General features: G+C 42.0%; 12 protein-coding genes, 1 tRNA gene, 1 pseudogene and 1 riboswitch. Of the genes and pseudogenes, 6 read left to right on the forward strand and 8 right to left on the reverse strand.

Annotation, left to right across the window (positions count from 1 at the left end):
- Positions 1–24: 24 nt before the first annotated feature.
- A riboswitch (guanidine-I (ykkC/yxkD leader) is annotated at positions 25–135 on the reverse strand.
- Between the two features lie 294 nt (positions 136–429).
- The 4 genes and pseudogenes from RS893_RS07615 to RS893_RS07625 form a co-directional block, all read left to right on the forward strand.
- Positions 430–1,632: an EcsC family protein gene (locus RS893_RS07615; RefSeq protein WP_315790598.1), complete on the forward strand. Its 1,203-nt coding sequence runs from the start codon at positions 430–432 to the stop codon at positions 1,630–1,632.
- Between the two features lie 592 nt (positions 1,633–2,224).
- Entirely contained in the window at positions 2,225–3,706 is a 1,482-nt protein-coding gene (locus tag RS893_RS07620; protein ID WP_315790599.1) for a leucyl aminopeptidase, read from the forward strand.
- A gap of 565 nt (positions 3,707–4,271) precedes the next feature.
- Positions 4,272–4,391: a hypothetical protein gene (locus tag RS893_RS30465; protein ID WP_425475837.1), complete on the forward strand. Its 120-nt coding sequence runs from the start codon at positions 4,272–4,274 to the stop codon at positions 4,389–4,391.
- Positions 4,392–4,416: 25 nt separating this feature from the next.
- A pseudogene (locus RS893_RS07625) lies at positions 4,417–4,596 on the forward strand (IS701 family transposase); the annotation flags it as partial.
- A 191-nt stretch (positions 4,597–4,787) separates the two neighbouring features.
- Here the strand turns inward: RS893_RS07625 and RS893_RS07630 are convergent.
- A complete protein-coding gene (locus tag RS893_RS07630; protein ID WP_315790600.1) occupies positions 4,788–5,387 on the reverse strand; it encodes a peroxiredoxin in 600 nt (199 codons plus the stop codon).
- A 261-nt stretch (positions 5,388–5,648) separates the two neighbouring features.
- Between RS893_RS07630 and RS893_RS07635 the strand changes: the two genes are divergently transcribed.
- Positions 5,649–7,778, forward strand: a complete 2,130-nt coding sequence (locus RS893_RS07635; RefSeq protein ID WP_315790601.1) for an amylo-alpha-1,6-glucosidase — start codon at positions 5,649–5,651, stop codon at positions 7,776–7,778.
- Between the two features lie 22 nt (positions 7,779–7,800).
- Here RS893_RS07635 and RS893_RS07640 read toward each other — a convergent pair.
- The 5 genes from RS893_RS07640 to RS893_RS07660 all read right to left on the reverse strand — a co-directional run bounded on the left by RS893_RS07640 (position 7,801) and on the right by RS893_RS07660 (position 14,444).
- Positions 7,801–7,874, reverse strand: a tRNA-Met gene (locus RS893_RS07640).
- A gap of 252 nt (positions 7,875–8,126) precedes the next feature.
- Positions 8,127–10,439 carry a peptidoglycan DD-metalloendopeptidase family protein gene (locus RS893_RS07645; RefSeq protein WP_315790602.1) on the reverse strand — a complete coding sequence of 771 codons (2,313 nt, stop codon included), beginning with the start codon at positions 10,437–10,439 and terminating at the stop codon, positions 8,127–8,129.
- 751 nt (positions 10,440–11,190) lie between these two features.
- Positions 11,191–11,652, reverse strand: coding sequence for a tRNA (cytidine(34)-2'-O)-methyltransferase (locus tag RS893_RS07650; RefSeq protein ID WP_315790603.1), 462 nt, complete (start codon positions 11,650–11,652; stop codon positions 11,191–11,193).
- Positions 11,653–12,230: 578 nt separating this feature from the next.
- The gene (gshA, locus tag RS893_RS07655; protein WP_315790604.1) at positions 12,231–13,364 is read right to left on the reverse strand and encodes a glutamate--cysteine ligase; all 1,134 of its coding nucleotides are present in this window, start codon (positions 13,362–13,364) and stop codon (positions 12,231–12,233) included.
- A 162-nt stretch (positions 13,365–13,526) separates the two neighbouring features.
- Positions 13,527–14,444, reverse strand: coding sequence for a histone deacetylase (locus RS893_RS07660; protein WP_315790605.1), 918 nt, complete (start codon positions 14,442–14,444; stop codon positions 13,527–13,529).
- 365 nt (positions 14,445–14,809) lie between these two features.
- On the opposite strand from RS893_RS07660, the gene RS893_RS07665 reads away from it, so the two are divergent.
- The gene (locus RS893_RS07665) at positions 14,810–15,010 is read left to right on the forward strand and encodes a hypothetical protein (protein WP_315790606.1); all 201 of its coding nucleotides are present in this window, start codon (positions 14,810–14,812) and stop codon (positions 15,008–15,010) included.
- A 236-nt stretch (positions 15,011–15,246) separates the two neighbouring features.
- On the opposite strand, the gene RS893_RS07670 is transcribed toward RS893_RS07665, so the two are convergent.
- Positions 15,247–15,645: a type II toxin-antitoxin system VapC family toxin gene (locus tag RS893_RS07670; RefSeq protein ID WP_315790607.1), complete on the reverse strand. Its 399-nt coding sequence runs from the start codon at positions 15,643–15,645 to the stop codon at positions 15,247–15,249.
- Positions 15,632–15,895, reverse strand: a complete 264-nt coding sequence (locus RS893_RS07675) for an AbrB/MazE/SpoVT family DNA-binding domain-containing protein (RefSeq protein WP_315791906.1) — start codon at positions 15,893–15,895, stop codon at positions 15,632–15,634. Before RS893_RS07675 ends, RS893_RS07670 begins: the two co-directional genes overlap by 14 nt.
- Positions 15,896–15,987 lie beyond the last annotated feature (92 nt).

Here is a 15,987-nt window from a genome sequence, read left to right on the forward strand (position 1 = left end):
ATAACAGTTCAATTTCTGCTATGTACCTCCCGGGCTTTTTTCCCGCCGTGTGCCAGTTTTTGCGAAACTGGGTGCTTCTCTTGGACCAGTCGTTTAACTTCTAATAATTAAACCGGAACCCTAGAAGCTATATGTTTTTACCCAATTGCTAATAGTTATTTTTGAGGACAGGCTTTTTATACCCAAAGTTTATAGATAGCAATTATTTTCTCACAAAAATGTATTATTAGATACAAAATTTTTTAAAATACTTCTATCAAAGGAATTGAGATATTGTTATTTTTGATAACAATTTATTAAGTGATTTAACTAGTTATAATTGTTATTTCACCTTATGGGGAATCTGATTTATCCTCCCAGAAAGAGGTCAAGGCGATCGCACCTCCGCTAAAACCGAAATATAAGCAATGTTACTGAAGGTGCCAAGCAATGGCAGATAAATCCCAAAAAGATAGAGAAGATAAAAAAACCAATAATACACCCACTTCCGATATAAAAGAAGATAAGCCATCTTTGTTAGAATCAGTTGCCGAAACATTAGGCTGTGTAGCTGGAACCGCAGTCGGGGTCGGAACAGCAGCTGGTAGTACAGCGATTGAAGCTGGTAAAGCAGTTGCAGAAACAGCAGCTGGGGTAGGGGAAGCAGCAGCCAAGCAAGCACACCAACTATTTGAGCAAGCAACTCATACAGCAGGACAAGTAACAGAAAGACTGGGTGAGAACTGGCTGATCCGCAGAGTAGCTGGTGCATTAAATCTTAATTGGCTAGTTGGTGCTAGTGACAATGTTGATTTAGACAAATCCGCAGCATTAGTCAAAAAGCTTCAGCAAGAGCATCCAAATGAATCGCCTAGCCAATTAGCCCACCGGATCATGGTGGATAAGGCAACGAAAGCTGGTGGAATTGGTTTAGCAACAAGTATTTTACCGGGTTTTGCCGCAGCACTACTAGCAATTGATTTAGCAGCTACAACCCAGTTGCAATCAGAAATGATTTATGAGATTGCCGCCGCCTATGGGTTAGATTTAAAAGATCCCAGCCGTAGAGGTGAGGTGTTGGCAATTTTTGGATTAGCTTTAGGTGGTGGTCGTCTGTTGAGAACAGCAGGTTTAGGCTTGTTGCGAAATGTACCTTTTGCAGGTGCAGTCATTGGTGCTAGCTCAAATGCAACAATGATTTATTCTTTGGGGTACGCGGCTTGTCGATTTTATGAAGCCAAGCTAGATGAATCCAAGTCTCTAACTTCTGAAGAAACCTTAGCAGAACTGAAGCAACAAAGCGATCACTATTTAGAAACTGCGATCGCTCAACAAGCAGTTATGGATCAAATCTTAGTTCACATGATCCTAGCCAGACATCCAGACAAGACTTGGGAAGAAATTCTACCAGAGTTAGAAGCTGCAAATCTCAGTCCTGCTTCTTTGGAAGCAATAAGCAAAAATATTAAATCACCCCAGCCTTTAGAACAACTTCTCAATCAACTTAACCGTGATTTTGCGATACCACTGTTAGTTCAAGGTTACAAAATTGCCAAACTAGATGGTGAGATTAAACCAGCAGAACAAAAAGTTATTGATGCGATCGCCACTAAATTTAATATTAGTCCAGAGTCAATAGTCAATGGTCAATAGTCAAAAATTTAGTGAGTGTTTAGTGGTTTTGGGTAAAGGATTTTTTTATTCCTTTAACCTTTTTCCCTTAACCTTTTCCTGACTTCTGCAAGAAGTGTAATACAGTTCAGTTAAGATTATTGGTGTGCTTTTTTGATATGTAGAGACGTTGCAATGCAATCTCTGTGCGAGTTTTTTCGTGAGATAAATTCTCTAATCTGAACTGTATTGAACTATATCTCTTTTTCCCCCTGATACTCTGGGAAATTAAGGGGGTAAATCTAACTTGTGTGTACACGTTAGCCCCGATTTGGGGAGGGTTGGGGAGGGGTCTGATCTATGTGTTGTGTTGCATTCTTTTTTCATATTGGTATAACCTCATCCCGTCCTAGCGGACACCCCTCTGTTGCGGGTTCACCAGAGGGATAGGGGGTGAGGTTTGTTCATGCTTGGTGGTGAAACTTAACACCAACCTACTGTAGGGGAGGGTTTAGCTACAATTCAGGTCGGCAATACTCTTAAAATATCTATAAAAACCCGCCCTTACCAACAACCCATAAAATACGAATTTTACGCAATACTGGTACAAGAACTTTTGCACACAATAAGAAAAATGGAAATTATACCTAGTAATATCCCGATTTTAGAGTGGACTGGAGATGGTCTGGCTGTAGGATTATTTGAAGATAACACAGAGCTAACTGGCGAACTGGCGAGTTTAGATGAGAAATTTGCAGGGTATATAAAAGAACTAATTGCCGAAGAGGAATTTCAGGGAAAAGTCGGTAGCACTGCTGTCACAAGATTAGCCAATGGTAGCCCAGTTCGTAAAATTATTTTGGTAGGTTTAGGAAAACCAGATGCATTGAAATTGGATAGTCTGCGCCGTGCAGCAGCTGCGATCGCTCGCCAAGCCAAAAAGCAAAAATGTAAAACTCTGGGGATTAGTTTACCTGTTTGGAATAACGACCCTGCCCAAACTGCCCAAGCCTTAGCTGAAGGCGTACAATTGGCATTATACCAAGATAATCGCTTTAAATCAGAACCTGAGGATAAAGGGCCACAAGTAGAAACAGTAGAATTACTAGGACTGAGTGGACAAGAAACAGCGATCGCTCGCGCTAAGCAAATTAGTTCTGGGGTAATTTTGGCAAGGCAACTGGTAGCGGCCCCTGCAAACGAAGTCACACCAATTACAATGGCAGAAACCGCAATGGCGATCGCTTCCGAAGCCGGAATGCATATAGAAATTCTGGAACAGGAAGACTGTGAGAAGTTGGGTATGGGTGCGTTTTTGGGAGTCGCCAAAGCATCTGATTTGCCACCAAAATTTATTCACCTCACCTACAAACCAGAAGGTACACCCAAACGCAAGCTAGCAATTATTGGTAAAGGCTTAACCTTTGATTCTGGCGGACTCAACATCAAAGGTGCAGGTAGCGGCATCGAAAATATGAAAATAGATATGGGCGGTGCAGCAGCGACTTTTGGTGCAGCCAAGGCTATTGGTCAACTCAAGCCAGATATAGAAGTTCACTTTATCTCCGCCGTCACCGAGAACATGATTAGCGGTCATGCCATGCACCCTGGCGATATTCTCAAAGCCTCTAACGGTAAAACCATAGAAGTTAATAACACCGATGCAGAAGGACGTTTAACTCTAGCCGATGCTTTGGTGTTTGCTGATAAACTCGGAGTTGATGCGATCGTTGATTTAGCAACTCTCACTGGTGCTTGTGTGATTGCTTTAGGTGATGATATTGCTGGTTTATTTACTCCTGATGATAGTTTGGCTAAAGAGTTAGAAACAGCAGCCCAGAGTGCAGGCGAAAAAATTTGGCGACTGCCAATGGAAGAAAAGTATTTTGAGGGAATGAAGTCTGGAATTGCGGACATGAAAAACACAGGCCCTCGTCCTGGTGGTTCGATCACTGCTGCTTTGTTCTTAAAACAATTCGTCAAAGATACTGCGGCTTGGGCACACTTAGATGTCGCTGGGCCTGTTTGGACAGATAAAGAAAACGGCTATAACGGGCCTGGCGCGACTGGCTTTGGTGTTCGCACCCTTGTAAATTGGGTGTTAAGTTATTCGTAAATCAACCATCCTTTTTAGAGAATGGTATTATACCTAAGCATCTGATTGCAGAAGGCTGAAGGGTCGATTAGCTGGGGATTGGAACCCCAACCAATCGTAGACACCGTTGAGACGGTGGGGTTTTAGACCCCTGTGGCGATCGCTAAAAGGCTTGACCGAAGAAAGGCAGAGGGCAGAGGGCAGAAGGCAGCTATGTAAGAGATTCAAGGGTGTGCCTGATGCCACAAGGGTCACAAGCCCCTAAATTCATTTATGAAAAAATAAGAAAATATGTATTTCGAGACGCAAAGCGCAAGAAATACTACGTCCTTGCTAAATCCCTTAAATTTATTTATAGAGATTCCTTCTGCATAGCTGCCTACCTACGGAAGCCGCTCCGCGTCTACGTACTTTTGCCTTCTAAAAAAAGATATAATTTATACCTTCTGCCTTCTGCCTTTTTTTGTCATACCAATCGGGAACTGGAGTAAGCGTTGTGGGAGGAAGTAAGTATCAGCCACTTTTAGAATATCCTTAAAGAAGTGATTGCTCTGAAATCACCCTTTCTTTCACAGAAATTGAACAATTGATTAATAACACCCTACCCAACTCAGGCAGAAAAGAACGTCGCTGGTGGGGAAATCGCATCACAGGCTTGCCCCAAGCCTCAGCTTGGATGAAGGCAGGGTACGTAAGTAGAACTTAACCTAGAAGCAGAAACTGTCAAATAGAATCATGAGGGTGGATGGAAAAATACTCTAAAGAATCTTCGTTTCATTGTCCAACCACTCTTTCTAATTTGGTTGATTTATCCCTAGTTAGATATTTTTCCCAATTCTGATTTATTGCTGAGATTCAATCACTTAATTTGTGCAATGAATCAATTGAAACCTTTTTATGCTTCTGGATAATTTCATTGATTTCCTACTTGTTTAATTCGGAAAGAGACAAAAAAGAGTTACAGCAGATTTCAAGTTTGTGAGTACACAATACCCTACCCGCGCTATCGCGCACCCTCCCCGCTTGTGGGGAGGGTTAGGGAGAGATGTACTCTATTTAATTGCAAAATGCTGTAAATTGTTGATCTGGGAAATCCCGTTATCTAGACAGCAGCAAAGTAAACTTTGGACTTGACAGGGTCGGGAATCATTGTCTGATCCCCAGGCTGCCAACCAGCAGGACAAACTTCATCCGGGTGAGATTGTACGTACTGAATAGCTTGTAGTGTCCGCAGAGTTTCATCTACGTTACGACCGAAGGCGAGGTTGTTGATGGTCGCGTGTTGAATAACACCATCTTTGTCAATAATGAACAGACCACGCAAAGCTATGCCAGCTGCTGGATCTAGGACGTTGTAAGCAGTGCTAATCTCTTTCTTAATGTCGGACACAAGGGGATAGTTAAGATCACCAACACCTCCAGACTTGCGATCGGTCTGAATCCATGCTAGGTGTGAAAATTCGCTATCAACGGACACACCGAGGATTTCTGTGTTAATCTTTTTAAATTCTTCGTAGCGATCGCTAAAAGCTATGATTTCTGTTGGACAAACAAAGGTAAAGTCTAGGGGATAGAAAAACAAAACTACATACTTACCGCGATAGTCGGAAAGTTTTATTGTTTTAAATTCTTGATCCACCACAGCAGTTGCTGTAAAGTCAGGAGCTGATTGACCAACACGGAGGCATCCTTCTGTAGACATATACTAATTCTCCTTGGAAATTATTTTCGTCTAGTAGTCCGCCAAAGTTTTTTTGGCGGATGGGAAAAGAACATTGGTAATGAGGATTTTTACCCTCTAACCTTTAGCCTTTACCCGACCAATACCCTAAATTTTGGGTTGGCTAAGTACTAGCTGCCCGCTCATTTTAGGTGTACAGGTAATACTTACCTGTCTACGTCCTGACAGCTTAATTACGAACTGTTACAACTATATCATACTCATAACGATTTTGAGTAGCAAATGGCCGATTTAGATACAAGAGAATGGTTGCTCACAAATGGCTTGGGAAGTTTTGCCAGTGGTACGGTTTCTGATGTCCGCACTCGTACTTATCATGGTTGGTTATTTGCTGTGACTAACTCGCCTTATAGACGCACCCTACTGTTTTCGCATCTCGAAGCTAGCCTGGAACTACCAAAGCAAGTTATAGCATTGGGGACAAATTTTTGGGGTAGTGGTCAGATTGATCCAACAGGTTACGAACTGCTACGTCATTTTGATATTAATCCAGTTCCCAAATGGGTGTGGGGTGAAGATGACTGGCAATTAACAAGACAGTTGGTGATGCCCCACGGTTGGGGAGAAGATAGGGAGGTGGGGAGATGGGGCGATGGGGAGAAAAACTTTACCCCATCTTGTAATCGCCTTTTAATTCAATATCGTTATGAAGGTAAGGATGAGGGCATTTTGAGATTGCGACTGTTGATCGCTGAGCGCGATTTTCACGACCAGCAAAAAGCCACTCCACAGTTACAGTTCTCACAATTATTAGGTCAGGAACAAGTCTGTTTGCAAGGGATAAATTCAGGAGTGTTTGGCACACCTTGGCACTTGCGTTGGACACGAGGTAATTATCAACCAGACGGATTTTGGTATTGGAATTACCATTTACCAGAAGAGACACGGCGAGGATTGAGCGATCGCGAAGATCTTTACAGTCCTGGTTATTTAACAGTTACGCTTTTACCAGGAGATGTGGTCACTCTAGAAGCCAAGGTGGGTTTTCCCGATCTTTTACAAAGCCCCCTCACTGACGATACCTTTGTAGAAGTTGTGGAGGCAGAACAAGAACGACTCTCTTTAATTTTTGGATGGGAACAGGAAGAAATGGAGAGATTGGGAGATTGGGAACTCAGGGCCCCCACTCCCCAAAGGGAGTGGGGATTAGAGGCAATGGGAAGGTGGGGAGAAAAAAGCACCCCATCATCTTTCCCTATTTGGCAGCAATTACTAAGGGCAAGCGATCAGTTTGTTGTTTCCCGCTTCTGTACTGCTGAACCGACTGTAATAGCTGGCTATCATTGGTTTAATGACAGGGGACGTGATACTTTGATAGCTTTACCAGGTTTAGCGTTGCGGACTCAACGGTTTGACTTAGCAAAAGAAGTTTTACAGAGTCTTGGACGTTACTGTCGCCACGGTTTGATCCCCAATATATTTCCTAGTCTAGAAAATGAACCGATTTACAATAGCATTGATACGGCTCTGTGGTGGATTGAAACTTTAGGACTATACCTAGAAGCGACACAAGACTGGTTGTTTTTAGCAGAACAATACTCAGTGATACAGCAAATTTATAAAGCCTTCATTGGTGGTACACGCTACAACATTCAAGTAGATTCTACAGATGGTTTAATTGGTTGGGATGCTCGTGGTGTTGCTCTAACTTGGATGGATGCAGTTGTTGATGGACAACCTGTAACACCCCGTCGTGGCAAGCCAGTCGAAATTAACGCTCTATGGTACTCAGCTTTATGCTGGGCTTCTCGGTGGGCAGAAATCTTGAGTGAGCAAGAAGTTGTCGCCGAACCAAGTCGTTTCGCTAAACAGGCCCGACGTTATAGCCAGCAAGCCCAACAAGTAAAAGACTCACTCCAACAGTTCTGGAATTCCCAGCTGGGCTACTTATACGACACTATAGAACCAGACGATCATCGTAACTCTCAGGTTCGTCCAAATGCCGTGATCGCGCTTTCCCTCTCGCATTGCGCCTTTTCTATTCAACAGGGGCGTCAGATATTACAGTTAGCGACTAAACGCTTACTCACACCCTATGGTCTTCGTACTCTGGACCCAGGTGATCCAGAGTACTATGGCAAATATATGGGTAATCCACAACAGCGCGATCGCTCTTATCATCAAGGTACTGTTTGGTGTTGGCTCATTGGCCCTTTTATCCGAGCTTGGAAACGTTTTTATGCTACAGAACCTTTGCCCTTAGACTGGCAACCTCTGCTAGAACACTTTCTGGCTGACGGCTGCCTTGGCTCAATTTCGGAAATTTTTGATGGTGATGAGCCACACATACCCAGAGGTGTGATCGCTCAAGCGTGGTCAGTTGCTGAGGTACTCCGCCAGCTTGGGAATTGAAAATTGGTATTTTGATCTTTAATGGCTCAGGTGTGATTCGAACACACGACCTAGGGCTTATGAGTCCCCCGCTCTAACCTACTGAGCTACTGAGCCAAACTTTTCTCACCGATTTTTAAATATAGCATACTAGTTTTGTGATGGCTAGTCTTAGCATAGCTAGAAATGTTGCAAATTTTGTTGCTTGTTGGTAGTCAATACTTCTCGGATATCTGACTTGTGGTCTGGAAAAAGGGTAAGGGAAAAGATTTGAATTTACCTTTTTCCCCTTTCCCCTTTAATCGAAAAGTATTGTGTTGCTCGTTTAGTGTTAGCAATCACCAAACAATAAACAACTAGCACCAAAAACTATATGCGTTGTTGTGGTGGCAAGAAGGCCATAGGATTGACTGCGCCTTTACCAGTTGGATGAATTTCAAAATGACTGTGGGGCCCGGTGCTGAAGCCAGTACTACCCATTGCAGCAATCATTTCACCTTGGTTTACTCGTTGACCAACACGTACTAAAACCTTGCTGTTGTGACCGTAACGAGTCAAACTGCCATCAGCATGGCGGATATCGACAACGTTACCATAGCCGCCGTTATTCCAACCAGCTTTTTCTACTACGCCACCAGAGGAAGCATAAATCGGTGTACCAGTTCCGTTAGCGATGTCAATTCCTTTGTGCATCCGTCCCCAGCGCCAACCATACCCAGAGGTGAGGACTCCTTTAGCTGGCCAAATATAGCCTTTAGCTGTAGGTGTGATTTCTTCAATTGGCTTAGGCAGGTATGTATCAACTGCTGCCAATGGTGGTAATTCTGGGGAAACTTGAGTTCCTCGCTTAGCATTAAAAGACTGAGGTACATCGCCACCCATACCAGGTGTTGCTACCTTCTGATTTTGATTAGCAGCAAATTCTGGATTGATCGGTTCTTTATTCTGTCTAGTGGTAGTATAGGTTGATACCCTTGGTCTGGGAACAGGGATTGATACTGCTAGGGGATTAGCTTTACTAGCTGAGGTTGATACTACTACGTTGCTAGTAGGTCTAGAAACAGGAATTGGGATCGCGACATTATTGGGTTGGGTAATAGGAATTTGTACAGCAGTGTTATTGCTAACTTCCTCTACCACAGCTGTATTGCCAGACTGTTGAGCCCGGTATTTTGCTCGTAATCTTTCAATTTCTGCTTTTAAGCTGTTTAAACGTGGATTTGTGTTTTTAGCATTCTTTGATTTGGTTGCATCTTGTTTCCTAGCCAGCTGCATTTCGGTAATCGCTGTTGGGATGGGAGTATCACCACCCATACCATAGGCATTTTCTGTGGCAGGAACAGTTGCTGTTTTATTAGTATTTGTCGTTGAATCAGTGGAATTATATTCTGTGTTAACTGTATTGGTTTGAATTTGGTTGTTTAAGGGTGATGACCCAATTCCAGAAGTGCTTGGATTAGCAACAACTGAATTAGGGCTAGTATTGGCAACTTTAGAATTATGACTCAATTCAAAAGCACTGGGGTTAATTGCTACTGGTGCTGAGGTGGCTGTTTTGTCTACCTCATTAGTAGGGATATTCAGCTTTTGATTGATTTTGAGTTGGTTAGGATTATTAAGTTGATTTGCCTTAGCTAGTTCTGATACTGATGTACCATAAGCGCGTGCGATCGCAGCTAATGTATCCCCTGGTTTGACTTCATAGGTAGCGCTAGCTGATGAGGTGACGACTTTTGCTGTTGCTACTGTTGATGTAATAACTGGGGTGGTAACTGTTGGTGTTGCAGCTGTTGTGGGTACATTCACTACATTTTTTTGCTTCAACCTAGACACCAGGCTAGCTTGGCTGTCATCGCTACTAGTTTGTGACTGTTGTGACTGTACTGTAAAAGCGCTGCTTGTGTTTGTCTGTGAAGTTTGATTAACAACTGCTGATGTTGGTTGAGTTTGATTTGTGACAACTTTGGGTAATTCTGTAGTTCTCTGAGATCGCAGTTGTGCCAGACTAGCTCTTAAACGGTCTGATTTTTCCTGTAAGCGGTAGAGTGCAAATTCCTGCTGCGCTTTCAGTTGGGCATTTACTTCGCTGTTAACTGTATTATCTTCTACTACTGTTTGCGGTTGAGCAGCAAAAGATGTGGTTTGATTGCTGGTTACTCCATAGCCATTAGATAGTGTTTGTATAGGTGTTTGTGTATTGGTGTTACCACTAGGAACACTCAGCCCGTTTGCTATTGGAGCTTTGGTTGGTACTACAACTGGCGCCTGAGTTGGCACAGTTATTCCATTTGTGACAACCTGCCATTTTGCCCTAAGCCCAGGCAGCTGTGAAATTGCTGTTGGTTCAACTAAAACAGGATTTTCAGGCTGACTCACTGATGATTTGGTCTCGGACTCTAAATGATTTGTACGAGCAATTTTTAATTTTGCATCAGCAGTAGCAGGAAGTGTTGAGGCTGTATTTTGATTGCCTACTGGTTCCGCAGCAAGGGCTTGATCGCTTTGTCGAGTCACCAAAAGGCTAGTCGCCCCCATTGAGATTGCCAAACCAATCATGGCGGCTTTTGTTGGTACCAGGCGGTGGATATGTGAGTTAACTGGATTTTGCTGTTCCACCGGTACTTCCTCGCTTTGGGTGTTTTCTAACACAGCCTTCTCTCTTTTTTTCAATGCTCGTTTCAAAGACGACCTCCTATGAACACTAGCGCTTAACTGACCTCGATAATTTAAAGTCGAGTAGTAGTCAATGATTTAGATCACATTAAACAACAGATCAAGATCACACTGAACAGAGATACTTAGGCAAGATTAACTTGCTTCTTTAATTTAGACAAGTTCACATTTCTAAAATTTAGTAAAAAATTAATTTTTCTGTAACTTGTCTGTTCACTGCTCATAACCTACAATGTCTTGCTCTTTATAGTTGTCTCAAAGCTTACTGTCGGGACTGACTTGCAAGAGTGAACCACCGTCGTAGATAACTTTGATCTTCAAAGGTTTTTCACTCAATCCGTCATCACAACAGGAGACTTTACGCTGATTATTCCCTAAAACACAACCGTACTAACTCTCAACGCATGTTTACGCTCCTAAACTCATTTAACGGTTATATATTCGCTCAAATGGTTGATATGACATCACTTCGGTTTTTTTGTTCCTCAAATTAAAAAAATCAAATTCACGAAAATCTATCGTTCGATTCAGCAAATCTCTCTTTTGCTATATACAAATTTCTTATAGATAATTCTAGCGATTTCTAAGTATTATTACTGCTAGTTTGCCAAAATTTCAATAAATTAGTATAGAATTTGACTTTTTTATCAAGACAACTATAGGTGTTCATCTCTAAACTTATGAAAAACATTAATTTTTGATTAACTTTAAGGTATTTTTACTTAAAAAGTCAACTTATATACATCGTGTATTCTGTGATTCATTCTAAGTAACCCAACTGACGACGCGCTTCAAATAAAGCTACTGCCACACTCACAGAAAGATTCAAACTGCGAACTTTGGGTTGACTCATGGGAATATAGATAGTGGCATCACAACTGCTAATGACTTCTGGTGGCAAACCTGTAGTTTCACTACCAAACAACAGCCAATCATCAGCTCGATACTGAAAGCTAACATAGTTATAACTACCGCGTACACTGAATCCTAGCCGTCTTCCTCCTCGTTGCTCATGTAAGGTTTTAAATGCTTCTAGAGATTCGTGATAATGCAGCTTGACATAGGGCCAGTAATCTAGACCAGCTCTTTTGAGATAGCGATCGCTAATTTCAAATCCTAAGGGGCCAACCAAGTGTAGTTCTGTACCTGTTGCAGCACAAGTACGAGCAATATTACCTGTATTGGGCGGTATGAGGGGATTAACTAGAACTACCTGAGGCATTTTCTGTTGGCTTTACAGTATCTTTAAAAGTAAAGTATCAAAAAGTTTTAGATCTATCTGTTGATAGAGGCGACTTATAGCTTTTGTTAATAAATTTCAACCTACCACAATTGATTAGAAATTTAAAACAAAACAAAGAATACTCCCAAAAATTTTTCTGAGAGTAACTATAGAGTTGTTTTTGAGAAGATAAATTTTTATTTCTAAAGACAGATGCTGTTTCCTTTGGAGAGTTTATCAGCTTCTTAAAACTAGAGAATGGGGTGTCAAACCCCCCAGTGGAATTAAAGGGGAACAGGGAAGGGGAAATGGGGAACAGTAGCCCTACTGACGGCACACTAGCCGCTACGAATGAAATAGGTACTTAGACAGAGTTGATGACACAAATTTTTTTCCTGTTAAGAGTTCCCTATCTCCAGGAATGAATTTAATTTTGTCCAACTACATTAAACACTCTTTTCTCTCCTACACCCCCACACTCTTACACACGCGCTTGTGCTACAACGGAGGGAACCTCCGCAACGCATTGACTCCCCTACACCCGTGTTGATTAAAAGTTCCCTGTAAAACCTAGTTGATCAAGCTACTGAGACACACAATTTATCTTCTAGTTCTACTTCACGTTCTCGTATAGCACCAATAGCCTGAATAATTGTGCTTTGAGTGCTAAAACCAACAGCATGTAGCTGTAACCATTGTTGGGCTTCATTACCTTCACGGAGAATTTTCTGTAAAGGTGAAAGGAAACAACTAAAACCGTGTTGCTTAGCTAGCACCAAAACTTCCTGATAAAGTTCAGCAATCCAGTCTCTAGCAGTGATTTTTCTGCCATCTTGCCAATGCAAAAGTTGGGCATCAAGGCTAGAAGTAGCCGCAGCTATTTCGTTATTAGCAGTTAAGGAGATGAGTTCCTTGGGAGAAAAAGTACTTTGAGTTAAAGGATCAAGATGGGGATTTTCGATGAGCTGTAACAGACGTGCTTCTAGCAAAGCAGTAATTGCTAATAACGATATAGGATCTGTCACTAAATCACAAATTCGCAATTCCAGCCGATTTAAATCATAAGGACGGCGATCGCCATTTGGTCTTACCGATACCCACAGATGACGAACATTTTGCATTGTTCCTGCGGCTAGCTGTTGTTCTACCCATTGAATATGATCAGCATGGCTGGTAAATAATGGCACATGAGCAGGCGTTTGGGGAAATACACCCCAACGGCTAGAGTGAAAGCCTGTGGCTTTGCCATCCAGGAAAGGAGAAGAAGCACTCAAAGCAAGGAACAACGGTGCTTCTACCCGGATGAGGCGACAAGCCCGCATCAGCAGTTCCGGGTCATCAATGCCAATATTAATATGTACACTAGCCGTTACTACTTTTGTGCCATAGGTTTGCTCGATATAAGTGTGATAAGGATTTGTAGGATCAGACCGAAAAAAGCGATCGCTACCGCCCAAAGACAACGTACTACCAGGAATAAGGGTATAATTGCCCAATTGCTGAAGATACTCCCGCAGCCTCAAGCGGGGACGCAGGATGGCACACAATAATTGGTCATAATTACGACTAGGCGCAGTAATATACTCTACATTCCTGCTATCTGGCTCTCGTACATATCCATCCAAAGACGCTGTAATCTTGTCAGAGAGACCGACGATTTCACCATTAGGCGTGCCGGTGTACATCTCTATCTCAAAGCCCTTTAATAGCACCTTCTGTTTCTCCTCGGCTCTCCTTATTCTTAAATTGTATCCAATGAGACGATTTTCTGCATTGCACCCGTAGGGGGAATCAGTTATCAGTTATCGATCATTGAGAAGTGAACTACACTCCCCACACTCCCCATACTCCCCACACTCCCCACCTCCTTGATCCTAAAGATGAAAATGCCGATAAACTTCACTCGCAGCCCGATGTACAAGGGAATGACGATAGACAAGGGACTTTAAATCATCAGCATAACCACCACCAATGACGCAGGCGACAGGATATCCAGTCGCAACACAGGTACTTAAAACTTGCATTTCCCGACGATAGATACCAGTGTCAGTTAAAGCTAATTTACCCAAGCGATCGCCGACATGAGGGTCGACACCTGCATCATAGAAAATCAAGTCTGGCTTTAACTCAGATAACAAATCTGGCAAATATCCGGCTAAAGTTTGCAAATAGGGATCATCTTCCATACCAATGGGAAGTGGGACATCTAAATCACTCTTTTGTTTAGTACCAGGAAAATTGACTTCGCAATGCATCGAAAAGGTAAAAACAGTGCGATCGCCTTGAAAAATAAATGCTGTCCCATCTCCTTGATGAACATCCAAATCTACTATCAAAATTTTCTGAACTAGTCCTAGCTTTTGCAAGACACGAGAGGCGATCGCTAAATCATTGAAAATGCAAAAGCCAGAACCATAACTAGGAAAAGCATGATGAGTACCACCAGCAGTATTGCAAGCTAAACCGTGACTCAGTGCTAACTTGGCAGTCAAGATCGTACCAGCTACCGCTATACAGGTACGATTTACTAGCGCTGGACTCCAAGGTAAACCAATACGCCGTTGAGCTTTGGAGTCCAAGGTTCCTTCATAATAAGCTTGAACATATTCGGGCGTATGAACCAACTCTATTAATTCCTGTGGAGGATGTTTGGGGATATGAAATTGATAGGGATGTGCCACACCATCAGCTAACAGTAGTTCGTATAGTTGCTGAAATTTGGGCATCGGAAAACGATGTCCTTCAGGTAGTGGCGCAACGTAATCTGGATGATAAACCAGCGGTAAGTCCATTTTTAGCTATCAGCTATTGCTCAAACTCGATATGTATCAAACAGTTAAAATTTAACGCTAATGCTGTAAATCACCTACCGAGTTCCTTTGTCTCAAATTTCGTATTTTGCCCCTAATCCCCAAAGGGAACTTGAGTTCCCCAGCCCTACCCAATATCGGGGAAGATGTGGTTACGGGTAGGGTTTTTCTGTACCTCATCTAAGATGAAATCTGCTAATTTTTCTTAAACTAAAAATTTATAGCTTGCAAACTAAAAATTTTTAGTTTATAATAAACACATAGAGAAGGCGCTCCAGACTAACAACCTCAAGCGCCTCTCTATCCCAAAACAATTGTTCATCGTTTTGATATTCAAAATTGTAGCAATGACACAACCAATTTTTTGCCAAACACCTACTAGAGGCTTTGTAAATTTAGCTTACGCTCGCAAAGTTTGCTTTCGGGAGATACACTATAACATGGCTTGGCAATTTACCTGCGTCATCATTTGGAGTAATGGTGAAAAGGAAAGTTTTTTTGGCAAAGACGCTAAAGTTATATTCCAAACATTAGAAAAAATGAAATAAAAGTAACATTGCGGGGGAAACTCAAGTGCGATCGCACAATTATAGAGAATCAAAAAGCGCGATCGCACCAAAACAAATCAAATAGTCTGCTTCAGCAGACTTTAGCTATGAGACTGCGATTGAAATCGCAGGCGTTTCAAATGCGTAGACGCAAAGCGGCTTGTCACCAGACATCGCATAATCCTAGAAAATCAAAAAGCGCGATCGCTTGTTAGTTGATCCAAATGCGATTAGGATTATTTACCTTCAGGCTTTTTAACTTCACATCTTGTCAGCCCTTGAGACCTTTTTACGAATTTCTCATCAAAGGTGTAGAGTTGAGTATGGTGTTGACTTTGGGTTAAATGAAAAGCATCCGCAAAATCTAAGCCAGTTTCATGCCATTGCAGTACTTGAGCAATTAAACTGGCATTTGTTAAATGAACATTCGATAAACCAAAAAGCTTACGCAATGCTGTACATATTTCTTCTGTTTTAAACTTATACGCAAACCTTAGTACCCATTCAGTTTCCAGAATCACCGTATCTGGGATAAAAACATCATGATTCTGGAAAATTTCTAAACTCTGTTGATACTGTAATTCATCATCTTGGGTCAACAGCCTGACAATAATATTAGTATCAACTGCGATCATGCCATGATTCCTCTACACCTTGGCGAATAGCATTATCCATATCTTCAATCGTTTTTGCTGTACCTTGATATTTCAAACATCCTGCAACATCATCCAAAGTAGTTGCGGCAAAAGATTTCTTTGGCTTGAGAAGAATACCATCACCCATCTTAATTATGATTAGTTCTTGACCAACTTCCCAACCATAATCCTTTCGTAATACTTCAGGAATAATCACTTGTCCTTCATCAGATATTTTTGTCATGTCCATGAGGTGACAAAGCAGAAAAATAAAGACTTCGTAGGAATTATAGCCGTTTGTCCAAGGGGATTGGAGTTCAAAACTTGAAGTTTCATGTCTCA

The organism is Fischerella sp. JS2 (assembly GCF_032393985.1).
Classification (GTDB): Bacteria; Cyanobacteriota; Cyanobacteriia; order Cyanobacteriales; family Nostocaceae; genus Fischerella.

Coding starts and splice junctions, on each gene's coding strand:
- RS893_RS07615 (WP_315790598.1), top strand. CDS start 430: ATGGCAGATAAATCCCAAAAAGATAGAGAAGATAAAAAAACCAATAAT.
- RS893_RS07620 (WP_315790599.1), top strand. CDS start 2,225: ATGGAAATTATACCTAGTAATATCCCGATTTTAGAGTGGACTGGAGAT.
- RS893_RS07630 (WP_315790600.1), bottom strand. CDS start 5,387: ATGTCTACAGAAGGATGCCTCCGTGTTGGTCAATCAGCTCCTGACTTT.
- RS893_RS07635 (WP_315790601.1), top strand. CDS start 5,649: ATGGCCGATTTAGATACAAGAGAATGGTTGCTCACAAATGGCTTGGGA.
- RS893_RS07650 (WP_315790603.1), bottom strand. CDS start 11,652: ATGCCTCAGGTAGTTCTAGTTAATCCCCTCATACCGCCCAATACAGGT.
- RS893_RS07660 (WP_315790605.1), bottom strand. CDS start 14,444: ATGGACTTACCGCTGGTTTATCATCCAGATTACGTTGCGCCACTACCT.
- RS893_RS07665 (WP_315790606.1), top strand. CDS start 14,810: ATGACACAACCAATTTTTTGCCAAACACCTACTAGAGGCTTTGTAAAT.
- RS893_RS07670 (WP_315790607.1), bottom strand. CDS start 15,645: ATGATCGCAGTTGATACTAATATTATTGTCAGGCTGTTGACCCAAGAT.
- RS893_RS07675 (WP_315791906.1), bottom strand. CDS start 15,895: ATGGACATGACAAAAATATCTGATGAAGGACAAGTGATTATTCCTGAA.